Origin of the sequence: Streptomyces sp. NPDC102462 (assembly GCF_044765425.1) — a bacterium.
GTDB lineage: Bacteria > Actinomycetota > Actinomycetes > Streptomycetales > Streptomycetaceae > Streptomyces.
This window is the reverse complement of record NZ_JBIWKB010000069.1, coordinates 1-23,409: the sequence shown is the minus strand read 5'-3', so window position 1 is coordinate 23,409 and position 23,409 is coordinate 1. Positions and strand designations below refer to the sequence as shown.

Sequence of the window (23,409 nt, the reverse complement as noted above, 5' to 3'; positions counted from 1 at the left end):
ACGAGGACGGGGGCCGGGGTTACTGCGGAAGACCTGCGGACCATGGAAGTCTATACGACACTCAGCATTTATATACGGACGGGTCTGCGACGGGTCTACACGGGGTCGCGCACCACCGGACAGCTCATGCAGCGCGGCCCGCCCCGGCCGCGCCCCAGTTCACTGCCCGGGATCTCGATCACCTCGATGCCCTGCTTGCGCAGATGCGTGTTGGTGGTGGAGTTCCGCTCGTACGCGACGACCACACCTGGCTCGACGGCGAGGACGTTGCAGCCGTCGTCCCACTGCTCGCGTTCGGCCGCGTGCACGTCCTGGGTGGCGGTCAGCACACGGATCTCGCTCAGCCCCAGGGCGGCGGCGATCGCGCGGTGCATGTGCTCCGGCGGATGGTCGGTGACCTTGAGCTCCTTGTCGACGGCGCCCGGTTCGATGGTGTACGAGCGGAGCATGCCGAGGCCGGCGTACTGGGTGAACACGTCGCCGTCGACCATCGTCATCACGGTGTCGAGGTGCATCAGCGCGCGCCGCTTGGGCATGTCGAGCGCGACGATCGTCCGTGCCGACCCGGCGGCGAACAGCTTGTGCGCGAGCATCTCCACGGCCTGCGGGGTGGTGCGCTCGCTCATGCCGATCAGGACGGCGCCGTTGCCGATGACCAGGACGTCGCCGCCCTCGATGGTGGACGGGTAGTCGGCCTGTCCCTCGGACCAGGTGTGGAACTCCTCGCCGCGGAACAGCGGGTGGTGCCGGTAGATCGCCTCGAAGTGCACGGTCTCGCGCTGCCGGGCCGGCCAGCGCATGGCGTTGATGGAGACGCCGTCGTAGATCCAGGCGGAGGTGTCCCGGGTGAAGAGGTGGTTGGGCAGCGGGTCGAGGAGGAAGTCGTCGAGGTCCATCACATGGAAACGGACGGAGGTCGGCTCCTCGTGGGCGTCCAGGAACTCCCGCTTGGTCATGCCGCCGACCAGGGCCTCCGCGAGGTCGCGCGCGGGCATGGCCTCGAAGACGGCCCGGAGGTGGTCGGTGGCGAGCGGGCCGTACTCCTTCTCGTCGAAGACCCGGTCCAGGACGAGGCCCCTTGCCTGCGGGACGTCCAGGGTCTCGGTGAGCAGGTCCCCGAAGAGATGGACGGCGACCCCGCGGTCGCGCAGCACGTCGGCGAACCCGTCGTGCTCGGCGCGCGCCCGGCGCACCCACAGCACGTCGTCGAAGAGCAGGGCGTCCTTGTTGCTGGGGGTGAGCCTCTTGAGCTCCAGATCCGGCCGGTGCAGGATGACACGGCGCAGCCGCCCGGCCTCGGAGTCGACATGGAATCCCATGCCTCCATCCTGGCCGCCCCGGCCTGGCTTCACCCTCCCTCCCCCGGCTTTCCGCCCGTTCTTATCCTCGTCCCCCCGACGACAAGACCTCCCGCCGGCTACTGCCGCACCGACCCCGCCCGCCGCCCGGCCGAACCGGAGCCATGTCCGACGCATCACACGGCCGCCGACGGCCTCGGTGCCGGTGCCGGGGGCGGACACGGTCGGTGCGGCAGAAGCGGGCCTGTCCGACCCGCGCTGCCCTCCCCCAACCGAGGACAGCCTGCCCCGGGCCGACGTCACCCGCCCCTGGCGACGGGACGAATGCGCACGCTCTGGAACCGATGCGGGACCGGACGGCCCAGGTGGGGTGCCTGCACACGGCGGCTGCGCCCGCTGGGCCGGCGCCGCGAGGATCAGCCACCGACCGGCGACAGGCCCGCGCTCAGCACGGGTTCCGCGGCCACCAGCCGGCCCCGGAGGGCCAGCCGAGCGGGACAGGCCGTCGCCGGTCAGCGGAGCCGCAGGGCCGGGGCGGCCCGGAGTGCACGTGAGCAGGCCGAATCAGCCGCCAACCCACGACAACTCCGCACAGAACAGGCCCGCGCTCAGCACGCGCTCCCCGGCCACCCGCCGGACTCGCCCCAAGCAACAGGCCGAGCGGACGGGCCGTCCGGTCAGCCTGGCCGCAGGCCCGGGGCGGGTCCGGAGTCGGGGGGCTTTGGTTGGTGGGGCAGGGGGTGATGTGCGGGGCCCCTGCCGGGGGTCGCAGGTTGGTCACAGGCGTGGGTCGACCGGCTCTGATTCCAGGGACAGGACCGCGAAGACCGCCTCGTGCACCCGCCACAGCGGCTCGGAGTCCGCCAGGCGGTCCAGGGCCTCCAGGCCCAGCGCGTACTCGCGGATCGCCAGCGACCGCTTGTGGTTCAGGAACCGCTGCCGCAGCCGGGCGAGATTGTCCGGGCGGGTGTACTCGGGACCGTAGATGATCCGCAGGTACTCACGGCCCCGGCACTTGATGCCGGGCTGGACCAGCCGGCCCTGCGGGTCGCGGGCGAGCGCGGCCACCGGCTTGACGACCATGCCCTCGCCGCCCCGCCCCGTCAGCTCCAGCCACCAGTCGATACCGGCCCGCACCGACTCCGGGTCCCCGGTGTCCACGTACAGCCGGCGCGTGCTCCGCAGCAGCCCGCTCCCGTCATGCTCGACGAGCCGGTCGATCAGGGCCAGCTGCTCGTCGTGCGGCAGACCGGCCAGGCTGCGTCCGCGCACGGCGAGCAGCTGGAACGGGGCGAGCCGCACCCCGTCCAGTCCCTCGGTGGGCCAGCAGTAACGCCGGTACGCGTCGGTGAACGCGGCCGCGTCGGCGGCCCGTTCCCGCTGGCGGGCGAGCAGCCCGGCCACGTCGACACCGCGCGCCGCCGCGCCCTCCACCGCCGCCAGCACCCCCGGGAACACCGCCCCGGAGGCGGCGCCCACGGCCGCGTACTGGCTGCGCAGCAGCCCCGACGCCTTCAGCGACCACGGCATCAGCTCCGCGTCCAGCAGCAGCCAGTCGGTGTCAAGACCGTCCCACAGACCGGCCGCGTCCGCCGCCGACCGCAGCCGCCCGAGAACCTGCTCGGTCACGGCCCCGTCGTCGAAGAACGGCCGCCCGGTGCGGGTGTACAGCGCCCCGGTCACCCCCTCCGCCCCGAACCGCACGCGCGCCGTCTCCGCGTCCCGGCACACCAGGGCCACGGCCCGCGAGCCCATGTGCTTCTCCTCGCACACGACCCGCGCGACTCCGTCCTCGGCGTACTGCGCGAACGCCTCGGCCGGATGCTCCAGATAGCCCTCGACCCGGCTGGTGGCCGTCGGCGCCATCGTCGGCGGCAGGTACGGCAGCAGCCGCGGATCCACCGCGAACCGGCTCATGACCTCCAGCGCCGCCGCCGCGTTCTCCTCGCGCACCGCGACCCGGCCCGCGTACCGGGTCTCCACGGCCCGCCGGCCGCGCACGTCGTCGAGGTCGAGCGGCCGGCCCTCCCGTCCGCCGGGCGCCTCGCCGTGCAGCGGCTTCACCGGCTCGTACCAGACCCGCTCGGCCGGTACGTCGACCAGCTCCCGCTCCGGCCAGCGCAGCGCGGTCAGCTTGCCGCCGAAGACGGCGCCGGTGTCCAGGCAGACGGTGTTGTTCAACCAGGACGCCTCGGGCACCGGCGTGTGCCCGTAGACCACGGCCGCCCGGCCCCGGTAGTCTTCCGCCCACGGGTAGCGCACCGGCAGCCCGAACTCGTCGGTCTCGCCGGTGGTGTCGCCGTACAGGGCGTGCGAGCGGACCCGTCCGGAGGTGCGCCCGTGGTACTTCTCCGGCAGTCCCGCGTGGCAGACGACGAGCCGCCCGCCGTCGAGGACGTAGTGGCTGACGAGCCCGTCGATGAACTCCCCCACCCGCTGCCGGAATTCCTCGCTCTCCTGCGCCATCTGCCGCACCGTCTCGGCGAGCCCGTGGGTGAGCTGGACCCTGCGCCCCTTCAAGTACCGGCCGTACTTGTTCTCGTGGTTGCCGGGCACGCACAGCGCGCTGCCCGCGGCGACCATCGCCATCACGCGGCGCAGTACGCCCGGGCTGTCCGGGCCGCGGTCGACCAGGTCGCCGACGAACACGGCGGTCCTGCCGTCCGGGTGTACGCCGTCCGCGTAGCCCAACTTGGCGAGCAGGGCTTCGAGTTCGGCCGAGCAGCCGTGGACGTCGCCGATGATGTCGAACGGGCCGGTGAGGTGGGTGAGGTCGTTGAAGCGCTTCTCGGTGACGACGCTCGCCCCCTCGACCTCGTCCACCCCGCGCAGGATGTGCACCTTGCGGAAGCCCTCGCGCTCCAGGCTCCTGAGCGAGCGGCGCAGTTCGCGGGTGTGCCGGCGGATGGCGCGGCGCGGCATGCCGGCCCGGTCGGCGCGGGCCGCGTTGCGCTCGGCGCACACCTCCTCGGGCACGTCGAGGACGATGGCGATGGGCAGGACGTCGTGCTTCCTGGCCAGTTCGATCAGCTGCCGTCTGCTGTCCTGCTGCACGCTGGTGGCGTCGACGACGGTGCGACGGCCCGCGGCCAGCCGCTTCCCGGCGATGTAGTGCAGCACGTCGAACGCGTCCCGGGTCGCGCCCTGGTCGTTCTCGTCGTCACTGACCAGGCCGCGGCAGAAGTCCGAGGAGATGACCTCGGTGGGCTTGAAGTGACGGCGGGCGAACGTCGACTTGCCGGAGCCGGACGCGCCGACGAGCACGACGAGGGAGAGGTCGGTGACGGGCAGGACCCGTCCCTTGTGCGGTGTCTCGGTCATGCTGCCTTCGCCTCCTTTGCGCCCAGCGTGAACTCGGCCATCTGCGTGGGCGGTCCGACCTCGGGGTCGTCCGCTCCGACCGGCGTGAACTCCACGTCGTAGCCGTGCCGTTCGGCCACCGCCCGGGCCCAGGCGCAAAACTCCTGCCGGGTCCATTCGAACCGGTGGTCGCCGTGCCGCAGGTGCCCCGCGGGAAGCGTCTCCCAGCGGACGTTGTACTCCACGTTCGGGGTAGTCACGAGGACGGTGCGGGGGCGGGCCGCGCCGAACACCGCGTACTCGAGGGCGGACAGCCGGGGCGGGTCGACATGCTCGACGACCTCGCTGAGCACGGCGGCGTCATGGCCCTTGAGCCGCTTGTCGGTGTAGGCGAGCGAGCCCTGGAACAACCGGACGCGGGATGCCTGACGCTCGCCCATGCGGTCGAGTCCCAGCCGCCGGGAGGCGATGGTGAGCGCCCGCATCGACACGTCGACGCCGGTGATCTCGGTGAACGACGGGTCCTTCAGCAGTGCCTGCACCAACTGCCCCTGACCGCAGCCGAGGTCGAGGACGCGGGTCGCGCCGGAGCGCTTCAGCGCGTCGAGGATCGCCTGGCGGCGCAGCACGGCGAGCGGGGTCGGCTTCTCCTCGGTCCCGGTCTCCTGCGCGACCGCGTTGTCGATGTCCTCGACCGCGCTGTCGTCGGCCTCGGCGAGCCGCACCAGTTCAAGCCGCTCCATCGCCTGCCGGGTCAGCGACCAGCGGCGGGTCAGGTAGCGGCTGGCGATGAGCCGCTGCTCCGGATGGCCGGGCAGCCAGCCCTCGCCCGCGCGCAGCAGCTTGTCGACCTCCTCGGACGACACCCAGTAGTGCTTGGCGTCGTCGAGGACCGGGAGCAGGACGTAGAGGTGGCGCAGCGCCTCGGCGAGGGTCAGGGTCCGCGACTCCAGGACGAGTCCGACGTACCGCGAATCGCCCCACTCGGGGAACTCGGCGTCCAGCGCGACCGGTTCGGCCGTCACCGTCCAGCCCAGCGGTTCGAAGAGGCGCCGTACGAGGTCGGGGCCGCCGCGCGCGGGCAGCGCCGGGACCTGCACGCGCAGCGGCAGCGGTGCGGCGGCGCGCTCGGGGCGGGCGCGGCACACGCCCCGCATGGCGCTGGAGAAGACGTTGCCCAGGGCCACGGCGAGCAGTGAGGAGGCCGCGTAGGGGCGGTCGTTGACGTACTGCGCGAGCGCCGCGTCCGGAGCGCCGCCGCGGCCCTTCGTCTTCCCCCGCCGCACCAGCGCCACCGTGTCCACCTCCAGCAGCAGCGCCGCCGTGCAGCGCCGCACGTTCGCCTCCGGGTAGAGGACGTGCGCGGTGCCGAGGGAGGTGGAGAACGCCTGCGCCTTGTCGGGATGCTTGTGCAGCAGAAACCCGAGGTCGGTGGCGGGGTTGGTGTCGTCGCCCGTGGTGGAGATCGTCAGGAACACATGAGCGAGTATGGGTTCCGGTGGACCTGCGGCGGTACTGAATTACTTCGGCGCGACCGCGTGCCTCGGACGGCTGTGTTGCTCGGGACGACTGCATTCCTCGGGGCGGGCTGCGCATACTCGATTCCCCCTCCCAGGGCGTCTACGTACACTCGCGGGCAAGGCATGCCGCATCAGCGAGCCGGCCACCGACGCAACCTCTTCTGACGGGCGTTGCTCGCCTTGGTCGGGCCGGGTGAACCGCGACGGATCAGAGCGGCCCGGGCTGAGGAGAATGGCGGATGGGCTGTGCCGCCCGCGATTGCGTAGCTGCCGAGATGGTGAGGAGTTTGAGCCGGTCCTCGGATGCGGTGCCGGGTTCGGCAGTGTAGATGACCAGGTCGTGCACGGCTCGGCCCGACAAGGGCAGGTCGAGGGACTGGAAGGTCAGTTCCAGGTGGCCGACGTCGGGGTGCTGGAGCCGTTTGACGCCGTCGTGGCGCATCAGGACGTCGTGCGCGGCCCAGTGGCTGCGAAACTCCGGGCTGAGGGTGGACAGCTCGCCGACGAGTTCACGCAGTGCCCGGTCGCGGGGCTCGCGCCCGACCTCGGCGCGCAGCAGGGCGGCGGTGGCGACGCCGGCGGCGTCCCAGTCGACGAAGAAGTCATGTGCACCAAGGTCGAGGAAGATATAGCGGGCGATGTTGGGGCGGCCACGCTTGTCGATGGTGGCGCTGTCGAACATCGGCGCGAGCAGGGCTCGGGCCAGCGGGTTGCCGGCGACGATGTCCGTGCGGCCGTTGCGTACGAACGCCGAGGACATCGTCATGGAGTCGAGCAGCCACTGGACCCGGGGCGGGACCTCGACGTCCCTGCGACGCGACGGCGTGCGACTCTCGTGCCGCGATGACCGGGCCAGGTCGAACAGGTAGGTGCGTTCGTCGTCATCCAGTCGCAGGGCACGAGCCACCGCGTCAAGGACGTCTTCGGACACGCCGCCGATGTGCCCCTTCTCCAGCCGCGTGTACCACTCCGTGCTCACGCCGGCAAGGACGGCGACCTCCTCGCGCCGCAGCCCGGTGACCCGGCGACGGGCGCTGGTCGGCAGTCCGACCTGCGCCGGGGTGATTTTGGCGCGTCGGCTGGCAAGGAAGTCCCGGATTTCTCCGCGGTTTCCGGGCTGTCGGTCCATGTCATTCATGGTAACCGCTGGTCACGGCCCGAAAGGGGTTGAGGTTATACCCCCCATAGACGCGACCTTCTCCGGTGGCGGCGATCACGGTCTCCTGGGATTCGAACGTTCCGACACGATCCCAAGAACAAACAACGGAGCTAAGAAATGACGAGCAAGGCGCTGACTGTGCCGGCGGTGGCGTTGGGCACATGGGCGTGGGGAGACAGCGGCGAGGCAGGCGACGGCTACTTCGGCAGTCAGCTGAGCGAGTCCGGCCTGCGAGAGGTCGTCGAGAAGGCGCAGTCGAACGGTTTCACCTTGTGGGACACCGCCGTGGCGTACGGCATGGGCCGCTCGGAGACTGTCCTCGCCCAGGCACTGAGGGGCTATCACCGCAGCGAGTACCAGCTGTCGACGAAGTTCACCCCGCAGATCGCGGGCGACGGTGACGATCCGGTCGCGGACATGCTGGAGCAGAGCCTCGACCGAATGCGTACGGACTATGTGGATCTCTTCTGGATCCATAATCCTGCCGACGTGGCACGATGGACGCCGCCTCTGATCCCGCTGCTCAAGAGCGGCACAATCAAGCATGTCGGCGTCTCGAACCACAACATGGAGGAGATCGCTCTTGCCGATCAGATCCTCGGCGAGGCCGGCTTCCGCGTGGAGGCGGTCCAGAACCACTACAGCCTCCTGTACCGGAGCTCTGAGCGCGCGGGCATTCTCGACCACTGCCGCGAGCACGACGTGCGGTTCTTCTCCTACATGGTCCTCGAACAAGGAGCGCTGACCGGCAGGTACAGCCCGGCGAATCCATTGCCGGAAGGGAGCAGCCGGGCGTCCGTGTACAACGGCATCCTGCCCCAGCTGCAGGCGCTGACGGACCGGATGGAGGCGATCGGCAAGGACCGAGGCGCGTCCGCCGCCGATGTCGCCACCGCCTGGGCCATCGCCAAGGGGACCACCCCGATCATCGGGGTCACGAAGTCGGGTTACATCGACGGGTTGGTCCGAGCTCGCGGCATCGAACTCGCCGACGAGGAGATCGCGGAACTGGAGGCGCTGGCGGATGCCACAGACGTCGACACGCGCGGCTGGTGGGAGCACGAAATGTAGCGGTCGTCGGATCGGCGGCGGCTTGGTGGCGGCGCCGGCGTGACCAGCGCTGCCGTTTGCCGGAAGGCGTGAGCGCAGTACCGCGAGCAGTGCCTGGGCGAGCAGGGCGAGACTGGTGCCGCACCGGTGGTGGCACAGGAGTCAGGCGTATTCGGCTGCCGTTTCGCGGTCGCGGCGGATCAGCAGGCTGCGGCGCCATCCGTCCGGGCAGTCGCGGGACCCCCGCTCGGCTGCCTCGTTCGCCTGGCGCGGGTTCGGGCTGCGACCGTAGGCCTCGTCCCCGGCCACGTAGGCGAACGGCACCCCACCGGCGCGCGCTGGAGCATGACCACGGCCAACTGCCCCTTGGTCAACACCGTCGCGCGCCGGCCACCCCCGCGCACACCAGCAGCCCCGCCCGCGCATGCCGCCGCACACGCCCGCCTGGGCGCGGTGGGTTCGGCGCGGGTGGGCTTCGAGGCGGCCCGGGGGCCGTGGCACGTGGTAGGGGCTACGACAGCTGTGTCTGGATCTGGGACGAGATCAGTTCCAGGTGGTCCAGGTCGGTGAGGTCCAGGACCTGGAGGTAGATCCGTTCGGAGCCGATCTCCGCGTACTTGCCGATCTTGTCGACGACCTCGGCCGGGGAGCCGGCCAGGCCGTTGGCCTTCAGCTCCTCGACCTCGCGGCCGATCACGGCCGCCCGGCGGGCGACCTCCTGGTCGTCCCGGCCGACGCAGACGACGAGGGCGTTGGAGTACGTGATGTCGTCGGCGGCACGCCCGGCGGCCCCCGCCGCGGCACGGACCCGGCCGAACTGCCGCTCGCTGTCTGCGATCGAGGCGAACGGCATGTTGAACTCGTCGGCGTAGCGTGCGGTCAGCCGCGGCGTACGGGTCGCCCCGTGCCCGCCGATCAGCACCGGGATCTTCGCCTGGGCGGGCTTGGGCAGCGCGGGCGAGCCGGTCAGGTCGTAGTAGGTGCCGTGGAAGTCGAAGGTGTCCCCGACCTTGGTCTCCCACAGTCCGGTGACGATGGCCAGCTGTTCCTCAAGTCGGCCGAACTTCTCCTTCGGGAACGGGATGCCGTACGCCTTGTGCTCCTCCTCGAACCAGCCCGCGCCCAGCCCCAGTTCGACCCGGCCGCCGGACATCTGGTCGACCTGCGCGACCTGGATGGCGAGGACGCCGGGCAGCCGGAAGGTGCCCGCGGTCATCAGCGTGCCGAGCCGGATGCGTTTGGTCTCGCGGGCGAGCCCGGCCAGGGTGATCCAGGCGTCGGTGGGCCCGGGCAGCCCGTCCACGCTGCCCATGCGCAGGTAGTGGTCCGAGCGGAAGAACGCGTCGAACCCGAGTTCTTCGGTGGCCTTGGCCACGGCGAGCAAGGTGTCGTAGGTCGCCCCCTGCTGGGGCTCGGTGAAGATTCGAAGGTCCATACATCCATCCTGCACGCCGCCGCCCTTCCCGACCCCACCGGCACCCCCTGTCGCCGCCGTCCCCGGCCGGGTGAATTCACGTCAACCGCACGCCCAGGTGCCGTGGCGGCGGTGACCGGCCCCCGCGATCATCGTTGGGCGGTGGGGGCCGGACCGTCCGGCGTCCGCGAGGAGGCCGTCATGTCGGAAGAGTCCGTGCCGCTCCCTGCGGGGTCCGGACAGCCGAAGGGATTGCTGGAGCAGATGGAGGAGTTGATGGCCGCCCTGAACGCGGACCTGTCCGCTCTGGACGCGGATCTGCAGTCGGCCGGGGGGTACCGCCGCGCGTCCGCGGACGAGGCCGACCTCGGCTGAGGCGGGGCCGGTCCGTGCCGGCCGGCCCGCACTAGCCCACCTCCGTCTCCGGCATCGCCGCCTCCTCTCTGGCGGCCAGCTTGCGCAGCATCTCCCGCACCCGGTCGCGGGACTCGTCCGCCGCGTCGATCGCCTCCATGCACTGCCAGTACGTCGTCTCGTCGGCCGCGGCGCTGGCCAGCCCTACCAGGGCTATGCCGACCTCCGCGAGCAGGCCGCCCAGGCACAGCAGCGTATGGCGGGCGTCGTCCAGTTCGGTGAGCTGGGCCGCGCGCAGGTCCCCCGGGTCGAGGTCCGGCGCGTCCAGGACGCCGCAGCCCCGGCCCGCCAGCTCCGTCAGGCCCAGTGCCTCGCCGCGCAGTTCGGGTGGTCCGGAGACCGCCAGACGGCTGCCGATCGCCTGGGCCAGGGCCTGTGCCTGCCACACCTCCGCCAGGGTCTGCGGCGCGTCGCCGCCCGCGGTCAGGGCGCGCCTGCTCGTCCCGATGAGCCGCACCGCGTCCATGTGCTGCCCCCGTCCCTCCGACGTGCTCCGCGCACGTCTCGCCCTCGCTGCGCCGTTCACTACCCAGAGTGAGGGCCCGTGGGACGAAAAGCCAGAGGAAGACGGAAATCTGTGGACAACAATTCGGATTCGACGGCCACTTTGACTCCGGAGAGTGAAAGCGGAGCGTAAGGTTACGTGCCCGCGCCCCCGCCGTCCCCCGGCCCGCCCTGCGTTCCGTCCCCGGCGCCGGCCCCCGGCACCGGGAACCTCCGCTCGTTCCGGTCGATCTTCGCGTCCAGCGCGGACAGCGGGTCGACGCCCAGTACTTCGCACAGTTGGAGCAGATAGGCGAGGACATCGGCGATCTCGTCCGTGACCCGGTGCGCCGAGTCCGGGTCGGCCATGACGCGGGACGACTCCTCGGGCGTCAACCACTGGAAGATCTCGACCAGTTCGGATGCTTCCACACTGAGGGCGGTCGCCAGGTTCTTGGGGGTGTGGTAGGGCTGCCAGTTCCGGGCGGCCGCGAACTCGGCCAGGCGGCGCTGCAGTGTGGCCACGTCCAGGTGTTCCGTCACGGTTCCAGGTGTACCACCGGGTCCAGGTCCACCACCGTGACCCCGTCCGTCCCTGCGGCCCATGAGGCGTCGCTCACCGCCCCGACGAACCGGATGTGCCCGAGCGCGCACATCCGCGCGGCGAGCCGCAGCAGCCCGCCGCGCTGGCGCCCGTCCAGGGCCCGGTCGAGGCCGTCGGCGAGGACGGTGAGGCCGCGCATCGCGTCGGGCACCTCGCCCGGCGCGTCGACGTCGAGCACGCCCGGCCCGGTGAGCAGCACCAAAGCCAGTGCCAGATAGCGCAGTTCGCCGTCGCCGAGCCGGCCGACGTCGGTGCGGACGCCGTCGCCCCGGTCGAGCAGCGCCCGTACGGTGCCGTCGCCCAGCGGCTCGGCGAGCAGGTCGGTCACGCGGCCGCGGCAGCCCTCACGCACCGCGGCGACGAGTTGCGCGTACCGGCGCCCGCACTCCGACCGGGTGCGCCACAGGACGTCGGCGAGGTTGTCGCAGCCGGGCAGCAGCCGCCCGGAGCCCAGCGGGACGGGCCCGCGCATCCGGTCGGGCCGCGGATCACAGGCGAAGACGGAGCGCAGGGCGACCACGGTCTGCTCCGCGGCGGCGAGCACCTGCCGCTGTCCGTCGGTCTTGCCGGCCACGCGCAGCGGCAGCAGCGCGGTGCCGAGGCGGTCGTCGGGGAGCGGGGCGCGGGTGACGGGGGCCGTGCCCGCCGTGTGCCAGGCGGCCTGTACGGCGTGCCGCGCGGGGTCGCGCAGCGCGGTCTCCAGGAGTGTCCGCCCGCCGGCCGTCAACCGCTCGCCCACGATGCGCAGTTCGGGCTCCGCCTGGACGGCGACGTCCAGCCGGACCGGGCCCTCGGGGCCGTCCGCGGTGCATCCGATGCGGAAGCCGCGGCGGCGCTGGGCGTCGGGTCTTGCCCGCTCGGGCACGCAGGCGGCCGGGTCAGGGAAGACGTCCGCGAGCGGGGCGCCGCCGGCGAGCCGGGCCAGCGCCTCGTACGCCCGCAGCGCGGTCGTCTTGCCGCTCCCGCTGGGTCCTGCGAGGAGGGTGAGCGGCCCCAGCTGGAACCCGGCACGGCGGTGGCCGGCGAACGCGGACAACCGCAGTTCGGTCAGCCCCGGCCGGACCGCCCCCTCGGGCCGCGCGGGACGACCCGACGACGCACGGGAACCCGAGGGCGGGCGCGCACCCGGCGCCGTACCGGAAACCGAGGATGCGCGGGAACCCGGGGCTGCTGGGGCACCCGACGACGCACGGGAACCCGAGGGCGGGCGCGCACCCGGCGCCGTACCCGAATCCGAGGGCCCGCGGGAGCCCGGAGGCGTGGGGGCGCCCGACGGCGCGCGGGAACCCGACGACGCGGGGGCACCCTGCGCCGTGCCGGAATCCGAGGGGCCGTGGGAACCCGGCGGCAGCAGCGGGCCGGTTCGGGGGTTCGTGGGGTGCGGGGCGGGCGCGGTGGACGCGCAGGGCTCGGCCATGCCCGGACCCTAGGACTCCGGTGCCCGGGCGAACCGTTCCGTCCGCGGCACCTTCCTACGATCGGGGGACCGGGCTCAGCCGCCGGAGACGCCGGCGCCCGCCATGAGTCCGCTGACCTCGATGCCGGGCGGGGTGAGCAGGAACACATTGCGGTCGACGCGGTGCATCCCGCTGCCCAGTCCGAAGACCACGCCGGTACTGAAGTCGAGGACGCGCTTGGCGACGTCGGTCTCGGCGCTGCTGAGGTCGAGCAGGACGGGGATGCCGGCCATCACGGTCTCGGCGACCTCGCGGGCGTCCGCGAACACGTTGATCCGCAGGACCACGAACCGGCGGCGGGTCTCGGTCTCCGCCTCGGGCAGCGCCCGGTGGTCCACCGCGGACGGCCAGGCGTCCCGGCCCCGCAGCGGCACGACCTGGGCGAGCCCTTCCCACTGTTCATCGGTGGCGTCGTAACGGCTCACCGGCTCCCCCCGATCTGACTCGCAGTCCATGCCTTCACCGGCCAATTCTTACGCCAAGTCACCCGTTCGGCCCAACAGCGACACGAAGCGCGACCGACTCCGGCCATCCCGCCCCCGGTGGATCTTCGGGCACGTGTACGCATACGCCCGGTTCTTACCGCCCTCACACCGGACTCTTCGCCTCCCGTGACGCCCCGCTCACCGACCGCGACTACGGTCCCATGCCGTGCACTTGGCAGAAACACAGCAGGTGGCACCCGGGCGGCGGACGCAGTCGGTGGTGTCCGCCGCCTGGGAGAAACCCGATACTCCCGCGCAGTGGCACCGCGTCCTCACCCTGCTGGCCGATGTGAGCCTGTTCATCGGCACCCGCTCGGTGTGGACGCAGGCGGCCACGCACCGCATGGTCCTCGCGGCCGTCATCTCCGTGTGTTACGCGGCCGTCCTGGTCACCGGGGTGCTGGCCCTGACGGCCCGCCGGACCCGTTCGCTGGCCCGGCTCGACCTGGTGGTGCTGGTGACGGCGGTCACGCTGGTCCTGTGCACCTGGGCGCTGAACCACAGCGGCGGCGACGAGGCGGTCCTCACCACCCAGGCCGCCCGGGAACTCGCCACCGGGCACCCCGTCTACGGGCAGCCCTGGCCCTGGCTGTTCACCGGGAAGGGCGTGGCCCTGACACCCACGACCAGCGGCGGCTACGACCTGACGTACGGCTATCCGCCGCTGGCACCGCTGCTGACCGCGCCGCTGCTGTGGCTGGGCCATGGCGGCGCGCCCGCCACGGCGGTGAGCACCGGAGCCCTCGTGGTGGGCGCGGTCACGCTGTGGCGGATGCTGCCCGCGCCGTGGCGGTCGGCGGCGACCATGGCCTGCCTGGGCTTCGGCTTCCTGCCGACGTACGCGCGGCTCGGCTACCCGGCGATCATCGGGCTGGCCCTGCTGGTGCCGGTGGTGGTGCGCTGGCCGCGGATCGGGCGGGGCGGGCGGCTGGGTACGGCCGGGATCGCCCGGGCCGCCTGTCTGGGCGCGGCCTGCGCCGCCCAGCAACTCCCTTGGTTCCTCGCGCCGTTCCTGCTGGCCGGCATCTACGCCGTGCGCCGTGGTGAGCTGGGCGGCCGGGCGGCGGGGCTGCTGGTACTGCGGCTGGTCGGGGTCGCGGCCACCTGCTGGCTGCTGATCAACACGTACTTCCTGGTGCGGCAGCCGGGCCCCTGGCTGGAGGGGATCGCGCTGCCGCTCACGCAGGGCGCGGTGCTGCACGGGCAGGGCCTGGTGGGCGTCTCGCTGTACTTCACCGACGGCAGCGACCGCCTCGACTGGTACGCGCACGCGAGCATGTTCCTGGCGGCGGCGCTGCTCGCGCTGTTCGTGCTGTTCGTCCGGCGGCTGGGTCCCGCGGCGACCGTGCTGCCCTGGTGCGCCTTCTATCTGGCGACCCGCTCCCAGGACGGCTACTACCTGATGATGACGCCGCTGTGGCTGGCGGGTGCGGTGACCGCGGCGCCCGCGGAGTTCGAGCATGCCTGGCAGCCACGGCCCCGGCCGCTGACGGGGGTGCGCCGCCGGCCGGCGCTGGCCGCCGTGAGCGCGCTGCTGGTCCTGCCGGCGCTGCTGAGCGCGGCCCTCGCAGTGACCGGCACTCCGCCGCTGCGCATGCGGGTCGCCTCGGTGCGCAGCGCCTCGGCAGGCGTGGTCTCGGCGCTCACCCTGCGGGTGACGAACTCGGCGGGCGACGCGCTCACCCCGCACTTCACGCTCACCACGGGGCAGGGCATGAACCGGTACTGGTCCCTGGTGCGCGGCCCGGCGACCATTCCCGCCCACGGCACGGCGACCCTGGAACTCCGCCCGCCCAAGGGCCGCTTCACCGTCCCCGGCCCGCACACACGAATCCGCCTACGCGCCTTCACGGCCACCCCCCAAACCCTGTCGAGCCAGGACGTACGCCTACGCCCTTCAGGCACCCCAGGCTGACATCCGGCACACACGAACAGCCACCGCCCCGGCGACCACCGGCACCGACACCGCCGGCCAACGGCCGGTTCAGGACGGGGTGTGGGTGAAGCGGAGGGTGGTGGTGATCGTCGTCAGGCCGCGGATCATGCCGAGTTGGTTCCAGCCGAGGCCGAACTGCTCCCGGTCCACGGTGAATTCGGCCTCCAGCGAGAGCGCGTCGGCATCGGCCTGCACGAGCCTCGCGGTCAGCGTCTGCGGCCGGCTGATGCCCCGTACCGTCAGCCGTCCGGTGACCTGCGCGGTGTCGCCGTCGCGGAGTTCGGCGCCCTCCACCGTGAACGTGATCTCCGGGTGGTTGTCGGCGTCGAGGAAGTCGGCCGAGCGCAGATGGGCGTCGCGCTTGGCGTGCTTGGTGTCCAGGGAGGCGGCGCCCAGGGTCACGGTGCCGGTGGCGGTGCCGTCGGGCCGGACCTCGCCCTGGCCGGCGACCGCGGCGAAGGTGCCCTTGACGGTGACCAGGCCCCAGAAGGTCTTGTGCCGCAAGGTGACGGCGGAGGCGGCGGGGTCGACCTGCCAGAGACCCGTTTCCACGGCGACGGTCATGGTCGTGCTCCTTCGAATGACGGGTCGGGTTCGAGTGGATGGTTCAAATTTGGATGAGCTGTGGGCCAACGCTAGCCCACGATCCAAATTTGGACAACAGGTAGACTCACCTCCATGGCCGCCCACCACCAACCCCCCGCCGACCAGCCCGAATGCCCCTCCGCGGAGGGAACAGGGCTGCTCCCCGGCGAGTTGCGCGCCTGGATGCTGCTGCTGGCCGCGACCGCGGCGGCGGAGCAGCGGCTGCGGTCCGTGGTGAAACAGACCCTGGACGTCTCGCACGACGAGTTCCTGATCCTGTGCCTGCTGGCCGAACAGCCGCAGGGCGGCCTGCGCATGACCCGGATCGCCGAACTGCTCGGCCGTCCCAAGACCCGGCTCACCTACCAGATCGCCTGCCTCCAGCGGCCGGGCCTGGTCACCCGCAGAGCCGTCTGCGGCGACAAGCGGGGCGTGGAGGTCACCCTGACCGACAAGGCACGGCGGTTGCTGCGGGAGTCTTCGGGACTGCTCGCCGAGGCGGTCAAGGACGCGCTGGCGGAGTTCGTCGGGCCGGCCCAGCGCGCGGCCGTGCTCGGCCTGCTGCCCGGACTCGCGGACGGCACCCGCTGACCGTCCCACGCGCGGCCCGTCCCAAGAGGCGCCCGGAGCGGCCCGCGCGGAGCCCCGAGGAGGCACAGGTCACAGGGCCGGAGAGGGAAACGTCACAGCGCGTGCTCCACTGCCGTGCGAGCGGGCTGGCCTAGCATCCGAGCATGACGGTCCTGCCTGACGACGGGCTCTCCCTGGCCGCCGAGTTCCCTGACGCGACACACGAGCAGTGGCAACGCCTGGTCGAGGGTGTGCTGCGCAAGTCGGGCCAGGAAGTCTCCGGTGCGGCAGCGGAGGACGCCCTGTCCACGACGCTGGAGGACGGGCTGCGCACCCGTCCCCTGTACACCGCGCGCGACACCGCACCCGAGCCCGGTCTGCCCGGCTTCGCCCCGTTCGTGCGCGGCGGCCGCCCGGAGGGCAACACCGTGGCCGGCTGGGACGTACGGCAGCGGCACGCGGCGCTCGCCGACGGCGCGGTCCTCACCGATCTGGAGAACGGCGCCACCTCGCTCTGGCTGCTGGTGGGCGCGGGCGGCATCCCGGTCTCCGGCCTGCGCCGCGCGCTCGACGGCGTCCACCTCGACCTGGCGCCGGTCGTGCTGGACGCGGGCCGGGATATCGAGGCCGCAGCCCGGGAGCTGCTGGGGCTGTACGCGCAGCGGGGCGTCGCCCCCGAGGCGGCGCGCGGCAACCTCGGCGCCGACCCGCTCGGCTACGAGGCCCGCACCGGAGACCGGCAGGACTTCGCCCCGGTCGCGGCGCTCGCCGAGCGCTGCGCCGACGGGTACCCGGGGCTGCGGGCGCTGACCGTGGACGCGCTGCCGTACCACGAGGCCGGCGGCTCCGCCGCGCAGGAACTCGGCGCCGCCCTCGCCACCGGCGTCGCCTATCTGCGCGAGCTGACCGGGGCCGGGCTGACCGTCGAGCAGTCCTGCGCCCAGCTGGAGTTCCGGTACGCGGCCACCGCCGACCAGTTCCTGACCGTGGCCAAGCTGCGCGCGGCGCGCCGGCTGTGGGCGCGGGTCGCCGAGGTGTGCGGGGCGCCCGACGCGGGCGCGCAGCTCCAGCACGCCGTGACGTCGCCGGTCATGGTGACCCGCCGCGACCCGTGGGTGAACATGCTCAGGGCGACCGTGGCGACCCTGGCCGCGGGGGTCGGCGGCGCCGACGCGGTGACCGTGCTGCCTTTCGACCACGCGCTGGGCCTGCCGGACGCGTTCGCCCGCCGCATCGCCCGCAACACCTCGACGATCCTGGTGGAGGAGTCGCATCTGGCCCGGGTGATCGACCCGGCGGGCGGCTCCTGGTACGTGGAGCGGCTGACGGACGAACTCGCCCGGGCGGGCTGGGAGTTCTTCCGGTCGATCGAGCGGGCCGGCGGCCAGGCGGCCGTGCTGCGCTCGGGCCGGATCCGCGCGGACCTGGCGCAGACCTGGCAGGAGCGCACGGCGCGGCTCGCCAGTCGGCGCGAACCCATCACAGGGGTCAGCGAGTTCCCGCAGCTGGCGGAGCAGCCCGTGACCCGTGAACCGGCACCGGAGCCGCCGTCCGGGGGGTTGCCGCGGGTCCGCCGCGACGAGGCGTTCGAGGCGCTGCGCGCCCGCTCCGACGCCCATCTCGCGGCGACCGGCGCCCGGCCGCGGATCTTCCTCGCCACGATCGGCCCGGCCGCCGCGCACACCGCACGCGCCGCGTTCGCCGCCAACCTCTTCCAGACGGGCGGCGTCGAACCGGTCACCGAGGGCGGCTTCGCGGACAGCGGTGCCAGCGAGGCCGTGCTGTGCTCAAGTGACGCGCTCTACGCGGAACAGGCCGAGCGGGCCGCCGCGGACCTGCGGGCGGCCGGTGCCCGGCACGTGTCCCTGGCGGGTCGGCCCGCCGGGTACGCGGGCGTCGACTCGTATGTGTTCGCGGGCTGTGACGCCGTCGCCGTCCTGTCCGCGGCCCTCGACCGCATGGGAGTGTCCTGATGGGAATCCCCGACTTCTCCGGCATCGACCTGGGCGGCCCCGCCCCGGCGGGCGGCGACACCGAGTGGCGCACGGCCGTGCGGCGGGCCACCGGGGGCGCGGAGCCGCTGTGGGAGACGCCCGAGGGCATCGGCGTCAAGCCGCTGTACACCGGCCGTGACCTGGAGGGCCTGGACTTCCTGGACACGTATCCGGGCATCGCGCCGTATCTGCGCGGCCCGTACCCGACGATGTACGTCAACCAGCCCTGGACGATCCGCCAGTACGCGGGCTTCTCCACCGCCGAGGAGTCCAACGCGTTCTACCGGCGCAATCTGGCGGCCGGCCAGAAGGGCCTGTCGGTCGCCTTCGACCTGCCCACGCACCGGGGTTACGACAGCGACCACCCGCGGGTGACCGGCGACGTCGGCATGGCGGGCGTGGCCATCGACTCGATCTACGACATGCGGCAGCTGTTCGACGGGATCCCGCTGGACCGGATGACCGTGTCGATGACGATGAACGGCGCCGTGCTGCCGGTGCTCGCGCTGTACATCGTGGCGGCCGAGGAACAGGGCGTGCCGCCCGAGAAGCTGGCCGGGACCATCCAGAACGACATCCTCAAGGAGTTCATGGTCCGCAACACGTACATCTACCCGCCGAAGCCGTCGATGCGGATCATCTCCGACATCTTCGCCTTCACCTCGCAGCGGATGCCCCGCTACAACTCGATCTCCATCTCCGGCTATCACATCCAGGAGGCGGGCGCGACGGCCGACCTGGAGCTGGCGTACACGCTCGCGGACGGCGTGGAGTACCTCCGCGCGGGCCGGGAGGCCGGCCTGGACGTGGACGCGTTCGCGCCCCGGCTGTCGTTCTTCTGGGCGATCGGCATGAACTTCTTCATGGAGATCGCCAAGCTGCGGGCGGCCAGGCTGCTGTGGGCCAAGCTGGTGTCGCGCTTCGAGCCGAAGAACACCAAGTCGCTGTCCCTGCGCACGCATTCGCAGACCTCGGGCTGGTCGCTGACCGCGCAGGACGTGTTCAACAACGTCATCCGCACCTGTGTGGAGGCGATGGCGGCCACCCAGGGCCACACCCAGTCGCTGCACACCAACGCGCTCGACGAGGCGCTGGCGCTGCCCACCGACTTCTCCGCGCGCATCGCCCGCAACACCCAGCTGCTCATCCAGCAGGAGTCCGGCACCACCCGGGTCATCGACCCGTGGGGCGGCAGCGCCTACGTCGAGCGGCTGACGTACGACCTCGCCCGCAGGGCGTGGCAGCACATCGAGGAGGTCGAGCGTGCGGGCGGCATGGCGCGGGCCATCGACGCCGGCATTCCCAAGCTGCGGGTGGAGGAGGCGGCGGCCCGCACCCAGGCCCGCATCGACTCGGGACGGCAGCCGGTGATCGGCGTCAACAAGTACCGGGTCGACAGCGACGAGCAGATCGAGGTGCTGAAGGTCGACAACTCCGCCGTGCGCGCCCAGCAGATCGAGAAGCTGCGCAGGCTGCGCGCGGAGCGGGACGAGACCGCCTGCCGGGACGCGCTGGACGCGCTCACCCGGGCCGCCGACGGCGACGGCAACCTGCTGGAGCTGGCCGTGCACGCGGCCCGCGCCCACGCCACCGTCGGCGAGATCTCCGACGCCCTGGAGAAGGTGTACGGCCGGCACGCGGGCCAGATCCGTACGATCTCCGGTGTGTACCGCAACGAAGCAGGCGAGTCACCCTCCGTGGACCGCACCCGCGCCCTGGTGGACGCCTTCGCCGAGGCCGAGGGGCGCCGGCCGCGCATCCTGGTCGCCAAGATGGGCCAGGACGGCCACGACCGCGGCCAGAAGGTGATCGCGACCGCCTTCGCCGACCTGGGGTTCGACGTCGATGTCGGCCCGCTGTTCCAGACCCCCGCCGAGGTGGCCCGGCAGGCCGTCGAGGCGGACGTGCACGTGGTCGGGGTGTCCTCGCTCGCCGCCGGCCACCTCACCCTCGTGCCGGCGCTGCGCGAGCGGCTGGCCGCGGAGGGCCGGGAGGACATCATGGTCGTGGTGGGCGGGGTGATCCCGCCGCAGGACGTGCCGGCCCTGCTGGAGATGGGCGCCACGGCCGTGTTCCCGCCCGGCACGGTGATCCCGGATGCGGCGTACGACCTGGTGAAGCGGCTGTCGGCCGACCTCGGCCACGAACTGTAGGGCGCCATGGCGGCGATCGATCTCGACACATATGTGAAGGGTGTGCTCGACGGGCGGCGGGCGATCGTGGCCCGCGCGATCACCCTCGTGGAGTCCACCCGGCCGCACCACCGCGCGCTGGCACAGGAATTGCTCACCGAGCTGCTTCCGCACGGCGGCCGGGCCCGGCGGATCGGCGTGAGCGGGGTGCCGGGGGTGGGCAAGTCGACGTTCATCGACGCGTTCGGCACGCTGCTGACCTCGCTGGGGCACCGGGTGGCGGTGCTCGCCGTCGACCCGTCCTCGACCCGCACCGGCGGCTCCATCCTCGGGGACAAGACCCGTATGGAGCGGCTGGCCGTGGACCCGGCGGCGTTCGTGCGGCCCTCCCCCAGTGCGGGCACGCTCGGCGGGGTGGCCAGGGCGACCCGCGAGTCGATCGTGGTGATGGAGGCGGCGGGCTACGACGTGGTTCTCGTGGAGACCGTCGGCGTCGGCCAGTCGGAGACCGCGGTCGCCGACATGGTCGACTCGTTCCTGCTGCTCACCCTGGCCCGCACCGGCGACCAGTTGCAGGGCATCAAGAAGGGCGTCCTGGAGCTGGCCGACGTGATCGCCGTGAACAAGGCGGACGGCCCGCACGAGCGTGACGCCCGGGCGGCGGCGCGGGAACTGGCGGGCGCGCTGCGGCTGATGCACGGCAGGGACGCGGCGTGGACGCCTCCCGTGCTCAGTTGCAGCGCGCGGGAGGCGACCGGGCTCGACACGGTGTGGCAGCGGCTCGAACAGCACCGTGCGCTGCTGGAGTCCACCGGCCGGCTCACCGAGAAGCGGCGCGACCAGCAGGTCGGCTGGACCTGGTCCATGGTCCGCGACGAACTGCTGGGCCGGCTGCACGCCGACCCGGCGGTCCGCGCCATCGCCCCCGAGCTGGAACAACGCGTCAGGGACGGCTCGTTGACGGCGACCCTGGCCGCCCAACACATCCTGACCGCCTTCACCGACCCCCCACCGCCCCAAATAAGCCCGGGGAACTAAGCGCCCCAAAGGGGCGCGGGGAACTGCGCGCCCAGCCACGACGCACCCGCACCCGACCGACTACACACCACGCCGTTTGCCGCCAACCCCACATCGCCCCCCAGCGGCCAGCGCCCGAAGGGGCGCGGGGAACTGCGCGACTGGCCACGACGAAGCCGCACCCGACCGACGACGCATCACGGCCCAACCCGCGGAGCGTCCGTGGACAGCCGCCGATAGGCGGCGTGGGCATTGACCAGACGCGCAAGCACCGTGCCCACGAGCGTGGCGCCGAACAGGCACGTGAGCCAGAACCCGTCACGGTGCGAGGCCCAGGACAGCGTGCCCGCCGGGGGAATCCCGAAGCCGTTGAGGAGCAGCCAGCACAGCAGCGCGGTGCCGGGCGCCGCCACGAAACGGGCGCACAGCCCGAGCAGCGCGGCCAGCAGGGACAGCACGGTCAGCGCGAGCGTGGGCCGGTACGGGCCCACGAGGTGGTTGAGGAGCGCCACGAGTACCGATGCGCCGCCGACGGCCCCGGCCCACACCAGCGGCGTCGCGACGGGCTCGGGCACGGGGACGGCCCCTGAGCGGAATGACACCCACTCGATCATGCTGACGCTTCCTTCCGGTCCTGCCCGGTGCCGACGCAGGGCGGTGCCTCAAGCAGGCACCGTCGGCTGGTTCCGGGACGCTCGTTAGAGTGTCACCAACCGTTTTGCAAAGGAACAGTCAAACCAGACAGGGGGCCTCAGTGGGCGCCGCACGCATGAGCAGCACGCCGTTGCCGGGCATCGGAGTGCGCTACGACCTGACCACACGAGAGCAACGGCGCCTGTCGGTGGTGGCCCACCGGGACGGCTCCCGGACGCTGAGCGCCTACCGCGCGGACGACCCGGACGCCTGCGCCCTGTCGGTCCGGCTGGCCTCCGGTGAGGCGGACGCGCTCATCGACGCGCTGATGCCCAAGCACCACAGCCCGAGCCTGCTGTCGACGACCGAGCTGGGCCTGGTCGCCGAGCGGGTCGAGCTGTCCGCCACGTCCCACTGGAACGGGCGGCTGCTGGGCGAGACCCGGATGCGCACGGAGACCGGTGTGTCCATCGTGGCCGTGATGCGCCGGGCCGAGGCGATCCCCTCGCCCGGCCCGGACTTCCGGCTGGCCGGCGGCGACACCATGATCGTGATCGGCACCCGTGAGGGCGTGGACGCGGCAGCCGAGATCCTCGGTCGGGAGTGACAGTCTGTGCACTCCTCCGCGATCTTCCTGATCGAGTTCGGCGCGGTCCTGCTCGGCCTCGGTCTGCTGGGCCGTTTCGCCGGGCGGCTGCAGTTCTCACCGATCCCCCTGTACCTGCTCGCCGGTCTGGCCTTCGGCGAGGGCGGGCTGCTGCCGCTGGACGCCAGTGAGGAGTTCGTCGCCACCGGTGCCGAGATCGGTGTGATCCTGCTGCTGCTCATGCTCGGCCTGGAGTACACGGCGAGCGATCTGGTCTCCAACCTCAAGACGCAGTACCCGGCCGGTCTGGTGGACGCGGCGCTGAACGCGCTGCCCGGCGCGGTGATGGCGCTGCTGCTCGGCTGGGGCCCGGTCGCCGCCGTGGTCCTCGCCGGGGTGACCTGGATCTCCTCGTCCGGAGTGATCGCCAAAGTGCTCGGCGACCTGGGGCGGCTCGGCAACCGCGAGACCCCGGTGATCCTGAGCATCCTCGTCCTCGAAGACCTCTCTATGGCGGTCTACCTGCCGATCCTCACCGCCCTGCTCGCCGGCACCGGGCTGGCCGCGGGCAGCGTCACGCTGGCCATCGCCCTCGGGGTCGCGGGGCTGGTGCTGCTCCTCGCGGTGCGCTACGGGCGGCACATCTCCCGCTTCGTCTCCAGCGACGACCCAGAGAAGCTGTTGCTTGTGGTGCTGGGGCTGACCCTGCTGGTCGCCGGGGTCGCACAGCAACTCCAGGTCTCCGCCGCGGTCGGCGCGTTCCTCGTCGGTA

At 72.3% G+C, this 23,409-nt stretch carries 20 protein-coding genes; 9 read left to right on the top strand and 11 right to left on the bottom strand.

The genetic code is table 11. The annotated features are described in order from the left end of the window. Positions 1-95 precede the first annotated feature (95 nt). The 4 genes from ACIRFL_RS37390 to ACIRFL_RS37375 form a co-directional block, all read right to left on the bottom strand. Positions 96-1,319 (bottom strand): arginine deiminase, encoded by a 1,224-nt coding sequence (locus ACIRFL_RS37390; protein ID WP_404038116.1) that lies wholly within the window; start codon positions 1,317-1,319, stop codon positions 96-98. A gap of 756 nt (positions 1,320-2,075) precedes the next feature. Continuing rightward, complete coding sequence (locus ACIRFL_RS37385; protein WP_404038113.1) at positions 2,076-4,619, bottom strand: polynucleotide kinase-phosphatase; 2,544 nt, start codon at positions 4,617-4,619, stop codon at positions 2,076-2,078. Then, on the bottom strand, positions 4,616-6,076 hold the full coding sequence (locus ACIRFL_RS37380) for a 3' terminal RNA ribose 2'-O-methyltransferase Hen1 (RefSeq protein ID WP_404038110.1): 1,461 nt from the start codon (positions 6,074-6,076) through the stop codon (positions 4,616-4,618). The genes ACIRFL_RS37385 and ACIRFL_RS37380 overlap by 4 nt, the downstream gene beginning before the upstream one ends. Positions 6,077-6,326: 250 nt before the next feature. Then, positions 6,327-7,247 carry a helix-turn-helix transcriptional regulator gene (locus tag ACIRFL_RS37375; RefSeq protein ID WP_404038107.1) on the bottom strand — a complete coding sequence of 307 codons (921 nt, stop codon included), beginning with the start codon at positions 7,245-7,247 and terminating at the stop codon, positions 6,327-6,329. 147 nt (positions 7,248-7,394) lie between these two features. Here ACIRFL_RS37375 and ACIRFL_RS37370 point away from each other — a divergent pair, with 147 nt between their 5' ends. Further along, positions 7,395-8,348: an aldo/keto reductase gene (locus ACIRFL_RS37370; RefSeq protein WP_404038104.1), complete on the top strand. Its 954-nt coding sequence runs from the start codon at positions 7,395-7,397 to the stop codon at positions 8,346-8,348. Positions 8,349-8,838: 490 nt separating this feature from the next. Here the strand turns inward: ACIRFL_RS37370 and ACIRFL_RS37365 are convergent, their stop codons facing one another. Then, positions 8,839-9,762, bottom strand: a complete 924-nt coding sequence (locus ACIRFL_RS37365; protein ID WP_404038101.1) for an LLM class F420-dependent oxidoreductase — start codon at positions 9,760-9,762, stop codon at positions 8,839-8,841. 180 nt (positions 9,763-9,942) lie between these two features. Here ACIRFL_RS37365 and ACIRFL_RS37360 point away from each other — a divergent pair, with 180 nt between their 5' ends. Continuing rightward, a complete protein-coding gene (locus tag ACIRFL_RS37360) occupies positions 9,943-10,116 on the top strand; it encodes a hypothetical protein (protein ID WP_404038098.1) in 174 nt (57 codons plus the stop codon). A gap of 31 nt (positions 10,117-10,147) precedes the next feature. Here the strand turns inward: ACIRFL_RS37360 and ACIRFL_RS37355 are convergent, their stop codons facing one another. The 4 genes from ACIRFL_RS37355 to ACIRFL_RS37340 all read right to left on the bottom strand — a co-directional run bounded on the left by ACIRFL_RS37355 (position 10,148) and on the right by ACIRFL_RS37340 (position 13,154). Next, complete coding sequence (locus ACIRFL_RS37355) at positions 10,148-10,621, bottom strand: DUF6099 family protein (protein WP_404038095.1); 474 nt, start codon at positions 10,619-10,621, stop codon at positions 10,148-10,150. Positions 10,622-10,794: 173 nt separating this feature from the next. Beyond that, on the bottom strand, positions 10,795-11,181 hold the full coding sequence (locus tag ACIRFL_RS37350; protein WP_404038093.1) for a nucleotide pyrophosphohydrolase: 387 nt from the start codon (positions 11,179-11,181) through the stop codon (positions 10,795-10,797). Beyond that, positions 11,178-12,293, bottom strand: a complete 1,116-nt coding sequence (locus tag ACIRFL_RS37345) for an AAA family ATPase (RefSeq protein ID WP_404038179.1) — start codon at positions 12,291-12,293, stop codon at positions 11,178-11,180. Before ACIRFL_RS37345 ends, ACIRFL_RS37350 begins: the two co-directional genes overlap by 4 nt. Before the next feature lie 441 nt (positions 12,294-12,734). Beyond that, complete coding sequence (locus ACIRFL_RS37340; protein ID WP_404038090.1) at positions 12,735-13,154, bottom strand: cell division protein SepF; 420 nt, start codon at positions 13,152-13,154, stop codon at positions 12,735-12,737. Between the two features lie 220 nt (positions 13,155-13,374). Here ACIRFL_RS37340 and ACIRFL_RS37335 point away from each other — a divergent pair, with 220 nt between their 5' ends. Further along, the gene (locus tag ACIRFL_RS37335) at positions 13,375-15,099 is read left to right on the top strand and encodes a hypothetical protein (RefSeq protein WP_404038177.1); all 1,725 of its coding nucleotides are present in this window, start codon (positions 13,375-13,377) and stop codon (positions 15,097-15,099) included. 69 nt (positions 15,100-15,168) lie between these two features. Here ACIRFL_RS37335 and ACIRFL_RS37330 read toward each other — a convergent pair whose 3' ends face one another. After that, the gene (locus ACIRFL_RS37330; RefSeq protein ID WP_404038087.1) at positions 15,169-15,684 is read right to left on the bottom strand and encodes a YceI family protein; all 516 of its coding nucleotides are present in this window, start codon (positions 15,682-15,684) and stop codon (positions 15,169-15,171) included. Positions 15,685-15,798: 114 nt separating this feature from the next. On the opposite strand from ACIRFL_RS37330, the gene ACIRFL_RS37325 reads away from it, so the two are divergent. The 4 genes from ACIRFL_RS37325 (at position 15,799) to meaB (ending at position 21,439) form a co-directional block, all read left to right on the top strand. Beyond that, positions 15,799-16,296 carry a MarR family winged helix-turn-helix transcriptional regulator gene (locus tag ACIRFL_RS37325; protein ID WP_404038084.1) on the top strand — a complete coding sequence of 166 codons (498 nt, stop codon included), beginning with the start codon at positions 15,799-15,801 and terminating at the stop codon, positions 16,294-16,296. Between the two features lie 143 nt (positions 16,297-16,439). Next, complete coding sequence (locus tag ACIRFL_RS37320; RefSeq protein ID WP_404038082.1) at positions 16,440-18,248, top strand: methylmalonyl-CoA mutase subunit beta; 1,809 nt, start codon at positions 16,440-16,442, stop codon at positions 18,246-18,248. Further along, complete coding sequence (gene scpA / locus ACIRFL_RS37315; RefSeq protein ID WP_404038079.1) at positions 18,248-20,422, top strand: methylmalonyl-CoA mutase; 2,175 nt, start codon at positions 18,248-18,250, stop codon at positions 20,420-20,422. The genes ACIRFL_RS37320 and scpA overlap by 1 nt, the downstream gene beginning before the upstream one ends. 6 nt (positions 20,423-20,428) lie before the next feature. Next, on the top strand, positions 20,429-21,439 hold the full coding sequence (gene meaB / locus ACIRFL_RS37310) for a methylmalonyl Co-A mutase-associated GTPase MeaB (protein ID WP_404038076.1): 1,011 nt from the start codon (positions 20,429-20,431) through the stop codon (positions 21,437-21,439). A 176-nt stretch (positions 21,440-21,615) separates the two neighbouring features. Here the strand turns inward: meaB and ACIRFL_RS37305 are convergent, their stop codons facing one another. Further along, positions 21,616-22,032: a hypothetical protein gene (locus tag ACIRFL_RS37305; protein ID WP_404038073.1), complete on the bottom strand. Its 417-nt coding sequence runs from the start codon at positions 22,030-22,032 to the stop codon at positions 21,616-21,618. A 155-nt stretch (positions 22,033-22,187) separates the two neighbouring features. Between ACIRFL_RS37305 and ACIRFL_RS37300 the strand changes: the two genes are divergently transcribed. Then, complete coding sequence (locus ACIRFL_RS37300; RefSeq protein ID WP_404038070.1) at positions 22,188-22,658, top strand: cation:proton antiporter regulatory subunit; 471 nt, start codon at positions 22,188-22,190, stop codon at positions 22,656-22,658. Between the two features lie 6 nt (positions 22,659-22,664). Beyond that, a partial coding sequence (locus ACIRFL_RS37295; protein WP_358912066.1) for a cation:proton antiporter occupies positions 22,665-23,409 on the top strand: 745 nt, incomplete at its 3' end.

What these genes read in the sequence shown, in the direction of transcription:
- ACIRFL_RS37390 (WP_404038116.1), bottom strand. Translation starts at nt 1,319, where the DNA reads ATGGGATTCCATGTCGACTCCGAGGCCGGGCGGCTGCGCCGTGTCATC.
- ACIRFL_RS37385 (WP_404038113.1), bottom strand. Translation starts at nt 4,619, where the DNA reads ATGACCGAGACACCGCACAAGGGACGGGTCCTGCCCGTCACCGACCTC.
- ACIRFL_RS37375 (WP_404038107.1), bottom strand. Translation starts at nt 7,247, where the DNA reads ATGGACCGACAGCCCGGAAACCGCGGAGAAATCCGGGACTTCCTTGCC.
- ACIRFL_RS37370 (WP_404038104.1), top strand. Translation starts at nt 7,395, where the DNA reads ATGACGAGCAAGGCGCTGACTGTGCCGGCGGTGGCGTTGGGCACATGG.
- ACIRFL_RS37365 (WP_404038101.1), bottom strand. Translation starts at nt 9,762, where the DNA reads ATGGACCTTCGAATCTTCACCGAGCCCCAGCAGGGGGCGACCTACGAC.
- ACIRFL_RS37360 (WP_404038098.1), top strand. Translation starts at nt 9,943, where the DNA reads ATGTCGGAAGAGTCCGTGCCGCTCCCTGCGGGGTCCGGACAGCCGAAG.
- ACIRFL_RS37355 (WP_404038095.1), bottom strand. Translation starts at nt 10,621, where the DNA reads ATGGACGCGGTGCGGCTCATCGGGACGAGCAGGCGCGCCCTGACCGCG.
- ACIRFL_RS37340 (WP_404038090.1), bottom strand. Translation starts at nt 13,154, where the DNA reads ATGGACTGCGAGTCAGATCGGGGGGAGCCGGTGAGCCGTTACGACGCC.
- ACIRFL_RS37330 (WP_404038087.1), bottom strand. Translation starts at nt 15,684, where the DNA reads ATGACCGTCGCCGTGGAAACGGGTCTCTGGCAGGTCGACCCCGCCGCC.
- ACIRFL_RS37325 (WP_404038084.1), top strand. Translation starts at nt 15,799, where the DNA reads ATGGCCGCCCACCACCAACCCCCCGCCGACCAGCCCGAATGCCCCTCC.
- ACIRFL_RS37320 (WP_404038082.1), top strand. Translation starts at nt 16,440, where the DNA reads ATGACGGTCCTGCCTGACGACGGGCTCTCCCTGGCCGCCGAGTTCCCT.
- scpA (WP_404038079.1), top strand. Translation starts at nt 18,248, where the DNA reads ATGGGAATCCCCGACTTCTCCGGCATCGACCTGGGCGGCCCCGCCCCG.
- meaB (WP_404038076.1), top strand. Translation starts at nt 20,429, where the DNA reads ATGGCGGCGATCGATCTCGACACATATGTGAAGGGTGTGCTCGACGGG.
- ACIRFL_RS37305 (WP_404038073.1), bottom strand. Translation starts at nt 22,032, where the DNA reads ATGATCGAGTGGGTGTCATTCCGCTCAGGGGCCGTCCCCGTGCCCGAG.
- ACIRFL_RS37300 (WP_404038070.1), top strand. Translation starts at nt 22,188, where the DNA reads ATGAGCAGCACGCCGTTGCCGGGCATCGGAGTGCGCTACGACCTGACC.